The sequence below is a fragment of the Haloactinospora alba genome, assembly GCF_006717075.1.
Classification (GTDB): domain Bacteria; phylum Actinomycetota; class Actinomycetes; order Streptosporangiales; family Streptosporangiaceae; genus Haloactinospora; species Haloactinospora alba.
This window is the reverse complement of sequence record NZ_VFQC01000001.1, coordinates 1,566,160-1,581,199: the sequence shown is the minus strand read 5'-3', so window position 1 is coordinate 1,581,199 and position 15,040 is coordinate 1,566,160. Positions and strand designations below refer to the sequence as shown.

Here is a 15,040-nt window from a genome sequence, read left to right as displayed (position 1 = left end):
GTAAACGAGACGCAACGTCGTGGATGACGGTATGAGCCGGTGAATCCGACGGCGGAACGTGATCTAGTGCACGGTTTCCGTTCTCGCCGCAGAGACATCTTGCCCCGATCCGTTCGGACCCAGTGACGGTACGCGTCGTGGGGCCGGACGGGGATCAGGGGGCTGCCCGACCGTCCCTTCCCCCGAGCACCACACCCCCGGTCAGTGAACGGCGACGTTCCCGAGCCGCGGCGAGCCCGGCGGCCGGGGAACCGGGAGACGTGGCCACGGCATCCCCGGGGTACCGGTCTCCGGTGGCATACGCCCGCAGTGTGTTCCGGGCGGGGCGCGTCGCGGTACCGCCCGGAAGCGGAGGCGCTCAGGCTCCCCGCTCCGGCGCGGTCGTGTTCCCGCTCGCCCCGGTCCGATGACAGCCGCGTCCGCGGGGTAGCGGGCCGGTGGGCTCCACGCAGCACCCACCACACTCAAGCAAAATATTTAAAATTTTTTTCTTCTGTCATGGGAAGTTTTCCTTTTCTTCGTGTCGCCGCACACCTGCCGGAGCAGGACACGTAGCCTCAGAAGCACAGCGCATTCCTGGGTCCCGGTGGGGAGTGACGGGAAACCGCAACCGCGCTGAAGCTGGCTGGAACGGGTGAGAAAAACATGGGAAATTCGTTGGTGACCAAGCCACAGACCGGATTTCCGGGAGTTCTGCGCTTCCGTTACCTCGGTTCGCACGAGATCGACGAACTCGGCGAGCTCTGGACAGCCATACACGAGCGGCACACTGCCACCGCGCCACACCTGGAGGATGTCATCACCTCGGTGGACACCGAGGAGTCCTGGCGACGCCGCCGCGCGCAGTACCTCCGCTGGCTTGCCGACCCTGACACGCTGGCGGTCCTGGCCGAACGGGACGGCACGGACGTGGGGTACGCGATGGTGACGGTCCGGGACGCCCAACAGGGATCCTGGGACCGGGACTCCCGGGTGGCCGTCGTGCAGACCCTGGCGGTGGCACCGGAGCACACCGGCACTGGTGTGGGCTCCGGACTACTGGAGGAGGTGCGCCGGCAGGTGGGTTCGCGCGGTATCCGCGACATCGAGCTGTCCGCCCTGGCCACCAGCTCGGAGGACATCCGCTTCTACGAGCAGGAGGGGTTCCAGCCGTTCGTGACCACGATGGTCTCCAGGATCGGCGCACTCGGCCCCCACGACTGACCGCACGGCACCGGGCGCTCGGTCAGGCAGCGGGCGTCGATCCCGGCGACTCGGGCGCCTCCCCGCCGCACTGGGCCTCCTCGATCAGTCCGTCGTAGGTCTCGATCTTGCAGTCCAGGTAGCGGAGGGTCTCCTCCAACTCGCTCACCTGGGCGTACAACCGCCGCCGGTGCTCGGACAGCATGTCCCGGCGCCGGGCGGCGGTGTGTTCGCCCGAACGCCGCAGGCGCGCGTACTCCAACATGCTCTGGATGGGCATACCGGTGCCCCGAACCAGCAGCACGAACCGTATCTGTTCCAGTTCCTCCCGACCGTAGACGCGGTATCCCGCCGTGGAGCGCGGTACCGGGTCGAGGAGGCCGATGCGCTCGTAGTACCGGAGCGTGTCCGCGGACAACCCCGTGTGTTCCGCAGCCTGGGAGATCGTGAGTCCGGTGGGGGGCGTGGTGCTCATACCCCCAAATCTAGGCGCGCCGGGCCCCCACCGACACCGGAGCTGGCACGGGCCGTTGCTCGGGCTTGCCTTGGAGCGCGCTCCAAGGCGCACAGTGTCCACCGGCGGTCGCGAGCCGCCCGGTTTTCCGCCCCAGAGATCATTGAGGACACGTATGCGCACCACCACCCTGGGCCCCAACGGGCCCGAGATCGGCGTCATCGGCCTGGGCTGCATGGGCATGAGTTTCGGCTACGACCCGCACGGCAGGGACGACGACACGTCGGTGTCGGTCATCCACCAGGCCCTGGACGCCGGGATGACCCTGGTCGACACCGCCGACGTCTACGGCCCCCACACCAACGAGGAGCTGGTGGGCCGTGCCCTGGCCGACCGCCGGGAGCGGGCGGTACTGGCAACCAAGGTCGGGTTGGTCCTGGACGACCAGGGCAACATGGGCCGCAACGGACGCCCCGAGCACATCCGGGAGAATATCGACGCCAGTCTGCGCCGGCTGCGAACCGACCATGTCGACCTCTACCAGCTCCACCGGGTGGACCCGGAGGTTCCCATCGAGGAGAGCGTCGGGGCCATGGCCGAGGCGGTACGGGCGGGCAAGGCGCGGGCGATCGGACTGTCCGAAGCCAGCGTGGCCGAGATCGAACGGGCGAGCGCGGTGCACCCGGTAACCAGCGTGCAGACGGAGCTGTCCCTGTGGAGCAGGGAGCCCCTGGACGAGGTGCTGCCGTACTGCGCGGCGAACGGGATCACCTTCCTCCCCTACTCGCCCCTCGGCCGCGGTTTCCTCACCGGACGCTTCCGCTCGGTGGACGACCTTCCCGAGGGGGACTGGCGACACGGCAGGTCGCGCTTCCACGCCGAGGCGATCGACGCCAACCAGACGATCGCGGAGGGGATAGCCAAGGTGGCCGACCGTCACGGCGTCACGCCCGCCCAGGTGTCCCTGGCCTGGGTACTGGCCCAGGGCAGCAACCTGGTGCCGATCCCCGGAACCAAGACACCGCGGTACCTGGCGGCCAACGCCGCGGCCGCGGACCTCGAGCTGGACCGGGAGGACCTGGCCGAGCTGGACGCGCTTCCCGCTCCCGAGGGCAACCGGTACTGATCTTCCGCACCGGTTCGTTGGTTCCGCGCGCCGCGGCGTGCGGAACCGACCCGCTCCGGCGGATGGCACCTGTCGCCGACCCGGGGCGCGATCACACTGTTTCGGTCCGGTTCCGGAAACGTCGCCCACCGGCACCACCCGGGCCGGAGCGGGGTGGTGGCCGGGCCGAAACGCCCGCCTTCCCGCTCCGCCCGGTCAACGGCCAGGAGGCGTTACCCTCATCCGCGTGGCCGACACAGACGCGAACACGACACAGCACACGGAACCCGGACCCGGCACCGACGGTGCTCACGGGTCCACCGGTCACGAACCCTTGGCCGCTCCTCCCGACTCCACAGTGGACGGGAACGGGGCCAACACCTGCAACTTCCCCGGGTGCACCCGCCCCGTCCCGCGCCGCTCCTCCCCCGGCAGGCCGCCCCAGTACTGCGACCTGCCAGAGCACACACGCTGGCGCGCCTGGCGGGAACGGCAGAAGCTCGAGCAGCAGGGCGAGGAGCACCACCCCCACCAGCAGCAGGACCAGGGAGATCCCGACCACGACGGGACCGGGACCGTACCGGGGCCGTCCTCCACTTCCGGGGTTGACACTGCGCCCGTCAGCAGGGCACGGATGCGCGCCGACGACCTGCTGACACGGTTCGCTGTTCAGGCGGAGCAGCTCACCGCGACGCTGAACGCCGCGACGGACGCCTTCACCACCATGACGGATCCGGCCAGCGCGGAGTCCCAGGTGGAGGCGGCCCGGTTGGAGGCGAACCGGCGCGTCGCCGAGGCGGACACCGCGCGTCTGGACGCCGAGGACCGACGCCGCGAGGCCGAACGGGCACGGAGAACGGCTGAGGAGGGGACCGCGGCGGCACGCGCCGCCGCCGGAGCGGCCGAACGCATGGCTGACGAGGCCACCAACAGTCGGGATGCGGCCCTGGCCGACCTGTCGCGCGCACAGCAGCAGCTGGACCGCTACGCGCGGGAACGGGACGCCGCCCGCGCCGAGTGCGAGGCCGGTCTGGCCGACGCCGCCCGGCGGATCGACGCCGCTGAGCAGCGTGCCGCTGCACAGCTCGACGAGGAACGGCGCCGGTCCCAGCGTGAGCTCGAGCAGGTCCGGGAACACGCAGCCACCGAACAGCAGCGTCTCCGGGAACAGCTGGACACGGCTGTGTCGGCTCGGCAGGAGGCCGTCGAGCGGGCCCAGCACGCCGAGAGCGCCGCCGAGGGAGCACAGGCCCGGCTCGCCGAGCTCGGCGAGGAACGCGACCGGACGCGTGCGGAGCTGGACCACCTGCGCCGCCAGGCGGAGGAGGAGCGCGTCCGGCACCGCGCGGAGCTGGAACAGCAACGCGAGAGCAGCGAACGTTCCCTTGCCGAGCTCCGGGAGTCCATGGCCGAGCGGACCTCCGCCGCCGACGACGCCCGCGACAACGCTGTCCGGCGGGCCGAGCGGGCCGAGAACCAGCTGGACGAGGCGCTCGGCGAGCTCAAACGGCTCCGGGCCATGGTCGAGAGTACTGCCGACCCTGGTGGCAAGCCCACCTAACATTGGAAACATGCGACATGAGGGGTCGGTATCCAGTGCTCCGGACGACGGTACCGCGCGGGAGGAGCCCGAGTGGGATCCTCCCGCGCGTGCCCGCCCGACGGTCGCCGACCGCCCACGTCCGCGCGTTGACCTGACCGCTCTCTTCGGTCTGGCGAGCGGTGGGTGGGCGTGGAGCACCGCTGTTCACGCCGCGGTCGCCATGGGCACCTCGTTCGGCCTGGCCGCTGCCCTGGCCGGCCCGCAGGTGGGAACGCTCGCCGCGCTCGGGTCCATGACGGTCCTCTACGAGAAGTTCACCCCCTACAGTTACCGTGCTGTCGCGCTCGCCCTGGTCGGGCTGGGATTCGTCGCCAGCGTAGGGGTCGGTTCCCTCGCCTCGCTCACCCCGTGGACGGCGGCTGCCGCCATCGGTGCCGTGGCCGGTGTCGCCACCTGGTTGTGCCAGGCGCTGCGGGTGGACAAACCGGGACCGCTCTTCTTCGTTCTGGTGTGCGCGATATCCACCATCGCGCCGGGTGGGCTTTCCGGGGTACCGCTGCACGCCGGTCTCGCCGCGCTCGGGGCCGCCATCGGGTGGGTGGTCTCCATGGCGCTGGCACCGATACGCAGTCGCCATCCGGAGAACCGGGCGGTGGCCGGGGCGTTCCGGTCCCTGGCGAACCTGTTGCGGGCCATCGGCACCCCGGAGGTGGACCACGTCCAGCACGACGCGTCGATCGCCGTCGCCGAGGCGTGGCGGATCGTCCAGTTGGCCCAGACCCGGGGATACCGGGACACGGCCACGGCCGCGCGGTTACGTGCGCTGTTGCGCTGGGCCTCGGACATCCATCTGGCGGCCACTGACGTATCCATGTCACGCACCGAGACGCTGCCACCGGAGGTGGCCACGTTCGCCGACGGCCTCGCCGAGTCGGTGGGCAAGCCCTGGCTGTGCCCCGACCCGTCCGCGCTCGAGGAGTCACGCGCGGGGATGCGACCGCGTTCCTTGGAGGCCGGGCTGTACCGCCGCCTCAGCAGGGCCGCCCAGACAGCGGGCAGGGCCGAGCACACTGGCGAGGGGCAGGGCTTGGAGCTGCAGGAGACGCGTAACCCCTCGCTGGGAACGGCGCTGCGGACCAGTCTGAGCCGGGAGTCGCTGATCATGCCCACCGCCCTGCGGATGGGGATCACTGTCGCACTGGCCGGTCTGGTCGGGATCGCCCTCGGTTTCGACCGTTTCTACTGGATCTCGATCACCGCGTGTTCGGTACTGCAGGGCGGCAACGTCGTCCTGACCACGAACCGGGCGACGCAACGCACCCTCGGAACGCTGCTCGGGGTCGGTGTGGCGGCGGCCCTGTTGGCGAGCCAACCACCGTTGCCCGCCATCATCGCGCTCGTCGCCGGTTTCCAGGGGGCCGCGCAGCTCGTCATCAAACGCAACTTCTTCTACGGCAGTATCCTGCTCACCCCCATGGCGCTGATCCTGGCGCACACCGCTGCGCCGCAGCCCGTGGACGATATCGCCGTTTCCCGGATGGTCGACACCCTGCTGGGCGCGCTCGCGGGTACGCTCGGAGCGCTGTTGCTGTGGCGCCGAACCGCCGCGGCCCGGTTACCGCAGCTCATCAACGATGTGCTGGACACGGCGCGCAGGGCGGTCACAGCCGTGCTCGACCCGGACGTCTCCCCCACCGCAGAGCGGCGTTACCGGCTGCGCCGTGATCTGCGGGCCGCACTGGTAAGCCTGCGCAGCGTCTATGACAGTGCCATAGGCGACGTGCCGCGCGCCGACAACACCCAACCCCTGTGGCCGGTGGTGGTGGCGACCCAGCGGGTCGGGTACCTGGCGCTGGCGATGCTCGCGGACGAGAACTTCCCGACGGCCTCGCAGATCACGTTGCAGCGGTTGGAGCGCGCGTTCCACGAACTGACGGCGGCGCTACGGGAACGGCGCACCCCACGTTTGGGCGCCCTTCCGCGGCTCGTGGACTACCCCCGGATCAACATGGAGCTGCGGGCCCTCTCCTCTGCCATGCGCACCGCGGTCGCCAGGGACCAGCGGGCCGCCGCGTTGGAACAGGAACACCGGGCACGGCGTGAGCACCGCCGCGCCCGTGCGGAGCCCGACGCGGACCTCTAGCTGGCCGCGGTGGCCGGAGAGGCGTCCTCGACCATCGCGAAGGCACGGACGGGGAAGGTGCCCAGACCCCGCGCCTTCACCGGAACGGCGAAGAACGTGAAGCCTTCCCGTGGCAGCCGGTGCAGCTGGCACAGGTGCTCCACCACGGGCACGCCAGCTGCCAGCAGGGCGGAGTGGGTGGGGCGGGCTCCGCCCGACTCGTCCGAGGTGTCATCGATGTTCACGGAGTCGATTCCCACGAGAGCCGCGCCGGCGTCCGCCAGCGCCTTGGCGGCGCTGCCGGTCAGATAGGGGTGTTCCGGGGAGCCGTAGTGGTCGGTGCGCCAGTGCCGGTCCCAGTCGGTGCGGATCAGTACGGCCTTGCCCGCGACGTCCCGGCCGGTGAGGATCTCCGGGCCGACGGCCTGTTCGTCAGCGTCGACGACGATACCGGGAAGACCCGCCACCTTCTCCAGTTCCAGGTCGGCCAGGTCCGACCCCTCCCGGTAGCGATGCGCTGGTGTGTCCAGGTAGGTGCCGGTGTTGGTGACCATGAAGATACGCCCGATCGTGAACTCGGTCCCGGGGGCGTAGGACTGGTGGGAGTCCTCGAAGGACAGGTACTCGTCGATGTCGGGCCCGGGCAGTCCGGGGTAGGTCGTCATACCGTCGGCAATCTGGTGGCTGACGTCGACCATCCGCGTCATATCTCGCCCCTCTCTGGCAGGCGTCCCGTGCGTGTGTTCCGTTCCTCCGAGCACTCAAAGGTCTAGACCAACCCTAGCGTGTGCGAACACCGCCGTCATGCCCGGATAAGCTCGGGGCGACAAAGACACGGCCGGTGTCAAGCAACACCGGCACCCACGAGCAGAAGAGGACAGGCGCCGTGTTCCTGTACAGGGCCGCGAAGGCGGTCGTCACCCCAGTGACGCGCATCCTGTGGCCGTTGCGTGTGCGCGGTACGCACCACATTCCCTCGCACGGACCGGTCATTCTCGCCAGCAACCACCGCTCGAACCTCGACCCGCTGTTCATCGGCGTCGCGGTGCCACGCCCGGTTACCTTCATCGCCAAGCAGGAGCTTTTCAGCGAGGGCACCCCGCCGCAACGGGTCTTCGCCCGGACCCTGCGCGCGATCGGGCAGATGTCGGTGGACAGGCGGCCCGGCCAGGGGGCCCATGCCGCGATGGAGCACAGCCTCGACTTCCTCCGGGACGGAAGCGCCCTCGGTATCTTCCCGGAGGGGACCCGCTCCCCGGACGGCCAGCTGTACCGGGGCCAGACCGGGTTGGCGTGGCTCGCCCTCGCCTCGGGTGCGCCCGTGGTTCCCGTCGCACTGGCGGGAACCGACCGGATACTGCCCGAGGGAAGCCGGTTTCCCGCCCTACGTCCCGTCGGCGTACGGTTCGGCCCGGCCGTCGACCTGTCCCCGTGGGCGGGAGAACAAGGGAAAGCGCGTTCCCGGCGGGCGGCGACCGACGCCATCATGGCCGAGATCCAGCGGTTGTCCGGACAACAGCAGGCGAGCCGTTACGCCTCCTCCGCCAAAGCCGAGCAGCAGAACGACCCTCCCGGTTCCCGCCGGTAACACACACCGGCCCGTGGTTCCGCGCCCAAGGGCCCGCCCTACGGCATGGGACAGCTCACGCCTCGGAGCCACACGGCATGGAACAGGCAGCCCGCGTTATACGTTAGGGTCGCTAGTGGTCGGTGTGGTCATAAGTGTCCCCCGGGCTCACCTATTGCCTTCGCGGAATACCGCGTTCGGGCGCCCTAGGCGCACCGCACGGTCACGGAACCGCGTTGTGCCTCGCGCCGAGAGGCGACCACCACACCGACCACCCTACTTTCCGCCCCGCCGGTTCCGAGCAGAACAACGGGGCGGACGCGTATCAGCCTGGCGGAAGGACGAGCAGGCGTGAACGAGAACCACCCCCCTGGCCCGGACGGCGAGCAGCCGGAGCCGGCACAACCCCCCTCCCCCTCCGAACCGCGGGAGGACGTCTTCCCCGCGGAACCAGGCGAGCCCCACGAGGAGCTCCCCGGCGGCGCCACGGGGAGCGCCACCTCCCAGCACCCCCTCCCCACGATCGATCCCCCCGCACCACCCCCCGACGGGTCCGGCGGGTCCCCGCGCCGTTCCCGCCTTCCGTTCGTTCTCGGCGGGGTGAGCGGTGCTGTTGCTCTGGCGTTGCTGGGGGCCGGTATCTCCTGGTACGTGGTTTCCGGCCCCTCGCCCGACGACAGCGCGCGCGACTACCTCGACGCGTGGTCGGCACAGGAGTACGGCACCATGGCCGGGTTGAGTGCTGGCACCGACGAGGACGAGATCACGGAGATATACGGCGGGGTGGCCGACAACCTGGGGGTCGAGCAGGTTGAGACGGAGCTCGGCGGCGTCGAGGAGAACGACGACACCGCCACGGCGCCGTTCGAGGCCACCCTCACCCTCGCCAACGCCGAGGCCTGGAGCTACTCCGGCGAACTGGAGCTCAACCGCTCCGGGGACGCGTGGGAGGTCGTCGCCGGCCCGTCCTCCCTCCACCCGGACCTCGCCGAGGGAAAGACCCTCGCCCGTGCCACGGAGTGGGGGGAACGCGGCAGTATCCTGGCCGCCGACGGCTCCCGGCTGGACACGGAGGAGGCGTCCGGATCGGTCCGAATGCTGACCGGCCGGGTTGAGTCCGCCTCCGAGGAGGACCTGGAGAACCTGGGGCCGGCCTACGGCCCCGGGGATCCGGTGGGCGTCGGCGGCATCCAGCAGGCCTACGAGGAGCGGCTGGCCGGCACCGCGGCGACGTCGATCCGTGTCGTGGACGCTGGCGAGGAGGATGCTGCCGAGGACGCTCCCAATGTCGCCACCCTCGAGGGGGAAGACGGGGCGGACGTGACGACGAGCATCGACCCGGATGTCCAGCGCGCCGCGGCCGATGCCATCACCGGCCAGTCCAACCCCACGTCGCTGGTGGCGATACGCCCCTCGAGCGGGGAGATCCTCGCCGCAGCCAACGTTCCCGGGGGGTACAACCGCGCTTTCAACGGCACTTACGCGCCGGGGTCCTCCTTCAAGATCGTCAGTTACCAGGCGCTTCTGGAGGCGGGGCTAGCTGCCGACGGGACGATGAACTGCCCCAAGACCGCGAACGTGGGGGGTTGGGAGTTCACCAACGCCCACGACGACGCGTTCGGGTCCCAGAGTGTGACCGAGGCGTTCGCCACATCGTGTAACACGGCACTGGTCCAGGAGGTCGCACAGCGGTTGGACGCTGACACGTTCACCACCGCCGCCGAGCGTTTCGGGATGAACGCGGACCTCAACGTCGGCATTCCGACCCAGAAGCCGAGCTACCCTTCCCCGGAGAACGCCACCATGCTGGCCGCGCAGAGCATCGGCCAGGGGCAGGTGTCGACGTCCCCGCTGCACATGGCCACGGTTCCGGCTGCTGTCAGCGACGGTTCCTGGCGTTCTCCGGTCCTCGTCACCGAGCCCGAGGTGGACGACCAGCCCGAACCCGCGCAGCTCCAACACGCGCAGGAGCTGCGTCCGATGATGCGCGAGGTCGTCACCAACGGAACGGCGGACAGCGCCGGTTTCACTGGCGAGGTCTACGGCAAGACCGGCTCGGCGGAGTTCGGTACGGCCGAAGGAGACGAGGAGCTGGAAACGCACGCCTGGTTCGTGGGGTACCGCGACGACGTCGCCTTTGCCGTCGTCGTCGAGGGCGGCGGTGGCGGCGGATCCGTGGCTGCACCGGTCGCCCGCGACTTCCTCGGCGGAATCTAGGCTCTCTCTGGTGGGCGCTTGTTCCGCTGCGCGTCGCGCAGCACGGCCTTGCCGTGTTCTCCCCAGTCGGCCCACCGACCGCCCCGGCTCCCCTCAGCCTTGCCAGCGCGGCGCCGGACGCGCCGCTCGCCGCGAACAGCGTCCCGTCGTTCCCGAACGAGCAGGCGGCCGGCCGCCGCTACTCCGCTCCGTTTTCCGGAACCACCGATTCCGGGACAGTGCCGGGTGTGGTCTGTTCCGGTTGGGGTGCGCTGGGTGTCGCCACCAGAAGCACCACCAGCACTCCGATCACGAACACCGCTATCGCACCGGCGACCAACCACGGTTTCCACCCGTCCGGTTTCGCCTCCCGGTCAGGAGTGGTCTCTCTCGTTCCGAACTCCGCGAAACGACTCGCCAGCTGCGGTTCCTCCTCGCTGAGGTGCTGTTCGATCTCGGCGAGGATCCGCCTCTCGTACTCGCGCAGGGCCATCTGTCCCCTCCCCTCACCACGGGGTGGCAGCACCGGTGTAATGGGGGTTCTGCCCTGTTCGCCCGGAGTTGTACCCGGCGGGAGCCGATCCGTACGCGCTGTACGCGCTCCCGCCGGACACGGAGGTGCTCAACGACCGTTGACAGGCGCGGCCGGGCCTGGCGGCCCCTGGGAACGGTAGGCGTCCACAACGGTGACGTAGTAACGGACCGGACCGTCCGGGGGCGAGGAGTCCGTGAACGTCCGCTGTTGCGCACCCGTCACAGCGAGCGGGTGCCGCCCCGCGAGTGCCTCACACGGATCGGTGCTGCCCGCGGGAACGCGGTACACCGCGTAGAAACGGGCCCGGTCGACAGCGTCCCACTCCAGTTCGACCCGTTCCCCCACCGAACGGGCGTCCAACCGCCGCACCGGTTGCGGAACGGTGTCAGCGTCAGCGGCGACCGGCGGAAGAGCGGGGGCGGGGTAATGGTCGGCGGCGGTACGTTCTATGGCCGCGCTCGCCGCGTTGCTGAGATCGGTCATGGAGAAGTACACGTCACCAGCGACCTCCTGGTGTTCGGTGTTGAAATCGAGCTGGGCGGAGAGCGCGTCCTCTCCCTTCCACCCCTCGTCACCGACCCTGTAGGCAGCCTGTCCGATGTAGAGGTCCACATCGGTGCCGCTGACCGTGTCCGACCACCACGGTACGAGCCTCGCGTAGTCGGCGGCCTCGAACCCCTGCGGCCAGTACAGCTGCGGAACCACGTAGTCGATGATCTCCGCGCGGATCCAGCCGCGGGTGTCGGCGTACAGCGCGTCATAGGACTGCAGTCCGGATGTCTCGGACCCGTTGGGATCGCTGTCCTCGTTACGCCAGATCCCGAAGGGGGACACGCCGAACCGGACCCACGGTTTGGTCTCGTTGATCCGTTCGTGCACGTCGGCGATCAGGGTGGTGACGTTGTCGCGCCGCCATTCGTCGCGGGTGTCGAACCCGTCGCCGTACTCGTTCCAGCTCGCGTCGTCGTCGAACTCCTCTCCCTCCACCGGATAGGGGTAGAAGTAGTCGTCGAAGTGCACACCGTCGACGTCGTAACGTTGCACGACGTCAATGACGACGTCGCTCACCCACTGCTGCACGTCCGGGTTCCCGGGGTCGAAGAACCCCTGGTCGTCGTACTCGACGAGCCAGTCGGGGTGCTCCCGTACCGGATGGTCTTCCACGAGCCCCTCCAGGTCGGGCTCTTTCCATCCCACCCGGTAGGGGTTGAACCAGGCGTGCAGTTCCAGACCGCGCTTGTGGGCTTCCTCCAGGGCGAAGGAGAGCGGGTCGTATCCGGGGTCACCGCCCTGTTCTCCGGTGAGGTAACGCGCCCAGGGCTCCTTGTCCGACTCGTACAGCGCATCAGCCGTCGGCCGTACGTGGAAGAACACCGTGTTGAGGTTGAGTTCCTGAGCACGGTCGAACTGGTCACGCAGCTCCTGTTTCTGCTGCTCGGTGTCGAGTCCCGTGTCGGAAGGCCAGTCGATGTTGCGCACGGTGGCTATCCAGGCACCGCGCATCTGCCGTTTCGGGGGGTGCATGTCGGCCTCGCAGTCCTCGGGTACCTGCCCCGAGGGATACCCGCTCGGCGACGGCTGACCCTTGCGCGCGGTGCCGGCGTCCGGGGCCGTTCCCGGAGTCACGCTCGCGCACCCGGCAACCAGCGGCACCATGACCAGCGCGGCAGCGCCCCGCCCCAACCATCCCATCCCGGTTCCAACCTCCACGTACGTCTCGGGGACCGTCGCCGGACACTTTACGAGCGCTTTTCCGGGAACGTGGACAGACACAGCCGCCTACACTCGAACGATGTGAGTTCCGTTCCCGACGCTCCCGCACTGAACGTCCGCACTGTCGCACTAACGGCAGGTATCGGCCCCCTCCTGGAGTACCTCCCGAGGGCCACGCCGACAGCCTGGGTCCGTGACGGCGAGGGTCTGGTGGCCTGGGGCGAGGCGGCACGGATCACACCTCCCGCGGACACCCGACTGCACGACGCGCGACGGTTCGAACGTGCGACGCGCGAGCTGACCACACTGTTCTCCACGGCGACCGTCGAGGACCAGGTGGGGGTTCCCGGAACAGGCATGGTCGCTTTCGGGAGCTTCACGTTCGATCCCCGTTCCCCCGGTTCGGTGCTCATCGTGCCACGGGTGGTGCTCGGACAGCGCGCGGGCCGGACCTGGCTCACCACCATCAGCGAGCACCCGGACGACTGGCCCGGCCCTCCCGTGCCCAGCAGCGGTGACAGACGGCCGACAGGGCCGCTCACGTGGGAGGAGGGTCGGCTCTCCGCGCGTGAGTGGGCCGCCCGCGTGGGGACAGCGGTCGAGCGCATCCGGGCGGGGGAACTGGACAAGGTGGTACTCGCCCGCGACCTCAGCGCCAGCGCGGAGGGGGATATCGACGTCCGCCCCCTCCTGGAGAGGTTGTCCCGGGACTATCCCAGCTGCTACACCTTCAGCGTCGACGGCATGGTGGGCGCCACCCCGGAGTTACTCCTACAACGGGAGGGAGACAGGGTCAGCTCCCTGGTGCTGGCCGGGACCCGTCCGCGCGGAGCCGAGGACGGGGAGGACGCGCGGCTCGCCGCGGAACTGACCAACTCCGCGAAGGACACCGAGGAGCACCGCTACGCGGTCGACTCGCTGCGCTCGACCCTTGCGCCACTGTCCTCCACGATCGACATACCACCACGACCACAACTGCTCCAGCTCGCCAACGTGCAGCATCTGGCCTCCCCGGTCGGGGCTACGCTGGAGCCCGGGGTCGCCACGCTGGACGTGGTAGCGGCCATGCACCCGACAGCGGCCGTCGGTGGAACCCCGAGTATCACGGCCATGGAGACCATCCGTGAACTGGAGGGAATGGACCGGGGGCGGTACGCCGGACCGGTGGGCTGGATCGACCACCAGGGGAACGGGGAATGGGGCATCGCTCTGCGTTGCGCCATGGTCCGGGGTTCCCAGGCTCGGCTGTTCGCGGGCTGCGGTATCGTTGCCGCTTCGGACCCGACTGCCGAGGTCGCCGAGACCGAACCCAAGTTCCGCGTGATGCGGGCGGCCCTGGCGAACTGATCCCCTCTCCGCGAGTAGCCACAGCGCCGCCGTGGGGTTCTTCCCGGGTACAACCCGTTGTGCGGGTCACGCGTCGCAGTGGCCGGACGGGCCGACGATGTAGGTGGAGGCGCGAGCGTGCATTCCCGGCAGTATCTGTGCTGGACCGAGAACGGCGCGGAGCAGCGGGCGGTGTGGCGCTCGTTGTCCAAAGCCCCGGCGCCGGGGAAGACGGTCGTTGTCGACGACCGCGTCTCGGCCGACTCCGCCTTCCGGATGGCGAGTCAGGGCACCGCCATGCTGTGGCGCGGGGACTTCCCCAACGCGCGGCAGTTACTTCAGGCGATGACCCGTCGGGTCGACCGCAGGCGGCGCAAACCGGCGTCCTCCCCCACCGACGCGTTCCATCGGCACCGCCAGGCCCAGGCCCAACGCGCCCGCATACTGGGGATGCTTCTGGTGCCGTTCGGACCGGACCACACCATCCCGCTGCTGCGCGCACCGGACGTGTGGCACGCCTGCTCCGAGGCTTACGGTGCGGACGCCGAACCTGGTGTGGGACCGCTGCGTGAGCTGCTCGGAGCGATCAGCGCCCACGAATGGCACAGGAAGGGGGTGCCCGTTCCCGCGCTGGAAGGACGTGTCCACCCGCGCTACGGCGTGTTCTCGCCCTCCCGTTCCGAGTACGTGGACCTGGTGGCTCAGCTCCCGTTACCCTCCCGCCGGTCGGCTTTCGACATCGGGACGGGGACCGGTGTACTCGCGGCTGTCCTGGCACGCCGCGGCGTCGGGACGGTGGTGGCCACTGACGACTCGCCCCGCGCTGCGGAGTGCGCCCGGGAGAACCTCGCCCGACTGGCCCCCGCTCAGCGGACACAGGTGCTGGAGACGCCGTTGTTCCCGCCGGGACGTGCGTCCCTGGTCGTGTGCAACCCGCCGTGGATTCCGGCCAAACCGACCACACCGCTGGAACACGCGATCTACGATCCGGAGCACCGGATGCTGCACGGGTTCCTCAACGGGCTCGCGGCGCACCTGGAGCCGGGAGGCGAGGGGTGGCTGGTGCTGTCGGACCTCGCGGAACGCCTTGGCCTACGCAGCCGTGCCGAGCTGCTGGCCGCGTTCGACACCGCGGGGTTACGCCTGCTGGATCGCCACGACACCTCCCCCGCCCACCCCCGTTCCGCGGACACGTCGGATCCGTTGCACGCTGCCCGCGCGGCGGAGGTGACCTCGCTGTGGCGGCTTGCCGCGGACTAGGTCGGCCGCGGCCGCGGCACGTGGAGCGCTGCGGGCC

12 protein-coding genes are annotated in these 15,040 nt (G+C 69.8%); 8 read left to right on the top strand and 4 right to left on the bottom strand.

The features are described 5' to 3' along the window. The first annotated feature begins 660 nt into the window (after window positions 1-660). Window positions 661-1,203: a GNAT family N-acetyltransferase gene (locus FHX37_RS07135; RefSeq protein ID WP_394344481.1), complete on the top strand. Its 543-nt coding sequence runs from the start codon at window positions 661-663 to the stop codon at window positions 1,201-1,203. A 22-nt stretch (window positions 1,204-1,225) separates the two neighbouring features. Here FHX37_RS07135 and FHX37_RS07130 read toward each other — a convergent pair whose 3' ends face one another. Beyond that, window positions 1,226-1,657, bottom strand: a complete 432-nt coding sequence (locus FHX37_RS07130) for a MerR family transcriptional regulator (protein WP_141922951.1) — start codon at window positions 1,655-1,657, stop codon at window positions 1,226-1,228. Window positions 1,658-1,811: 154 nt separating this feature from the next. Here FHX37_RS07130 and FHX37_RS07125 point away from each other — a divergent pair, with 154 nt between their 5' ends. From FHX37_RS07125 to FHX37_RS07115, 3 genes are all read left to right on the top strand, one after another. Continuing rightward, complete coding sequence (locus FHX37_RS07125) at window positions 1,812-2,762, top strand: aldo/keto reductase (protein WP_141922949.1); 951 nt, start codon at window positions 1,812-1,814, stop codon at window positions 2,760-2,762. 226 nt (window positions 2,763-2,988) lie between these two features. Next, entirely contained in the window at window positions 2,989-4,302 is a 1,314-nt protein-coding gene (locus FHX37_RS07120; protein WP_342777599.1) for a coiled-coil domain-containing protein, read from the top strand. 10 nt (window positions 4,303-4,312) lie between these two features. Continuing rightward, window positions 4,313-6,427, top strand: coding sequence for an FUSC family protein (locus FHX37_RS07115; RefSeq protein ID WP_141922946.1), 2,115 nt, complete (start codon window positions 4,313-4,315; stop codon window positions 6,425-6,427). On the opposite strand, the gene FHX37_RS07110 is transcribed toward FHX37_RS07115, so the two are convergent. Next, entirely contained in the window at window positions 6,424-7,113 is a 690-nt protein-coding gene (locus FHX37_RS07110; protein WP_141922944.1) for a cyclase family protein, read from the bottom strand. The genes FHX37_RS07115 and FHX37_RS07110 overlap by 4 nt on opposite strands. A gap of 179 nt (window positions 7,114-7,292) precedes the next feature. Between FHX37_RS07110 and FHX37_RS07105 the strand changes: the two genes are divergently transcribed. Both FHX37_RS07105 and FHX37_RS07100 read left to right on the top strand, forming a co-directional pair. Then, window positions 7,293-7,994, top strand: coding sequence for a lysophospholipid acyltransferase family protein (locus FHX37_RS07105; protein WP_141925084.1), 702 nt, complete (start codon window positions 7,293-7,295; stop codon window positions 7,992-7,994). A gap of 330 nt (window positions 7,995-8,324) precedes the next feature. Then, the gene (locus tag FHX37_RS07100) at window positions 8,325-10,190 is read left to right on the top strand and encodes a penicillin-binding transpeptidase domain-containing protein (RefSeq protein ID WP_246062162.1); all 1,866 of its coding nucleotides are present in this window, start codon (window positions 8,325-8,327) and stop codon (window positions 10,188-10,190) included. A 178-nt stretch (window positions 10,191-10,368) separates the two neighbouring features. Here FHX37_RS07100 and FHX37_RS07095 read toward each other — a convergent pair whose 3' ends face one another. Beyond that, a complete protein-coding gene (locus tag FHX37_RS07095; protein WP_141922940.1) occupies window positions 10,369-10,662 on the bottom strand; it encodes a DUF3040 domain-containing protein in 294 nt (97 codons plus the stop codon). A gap of 129 nt (window positions 10,663-10,791) precedes the next feature. Beyond that, window positions 10,792-12,396, bottom strand: coding sequence for a glycoside hydrolase family 10 protein (locus tag FHX37_RS07090; protein ID WP_141925083.1), 1,605 nt, complete (start codon window positions 12,394-12,396; stop codon window positions 10,792-10,794). A 102-nt stretch (window positions 12,397-12,498) separates the two neighbouring features. Here FHX37_RS07090 and FHX37_RS07085 point away from each other — a divergent pair, with 102 nt between their 5' ends. Continuing rightward, a complete protein-coding gene (locus FHX37_RS07085; RefSeq protein WP_141922938.1) occupies window positions 12,499-13,764 on the top strand; it encodes an isochorismate synthase in 1,266 nt (421 codons plus the stop codon). A gap of 117 nt (window positions 13,765-13,881) precedes the next feature. Continuing rightward, entirely contained in the window at window positions 13,882-15,003 is a 1,122-nt protein-coding gene (locus FHX37_RS07080; RefSeq protein WP_246062161.1) for a methyltransferase, read from the top strand. Window positions 15,004-15,040 lie beyond the last annotated feature (37 nt).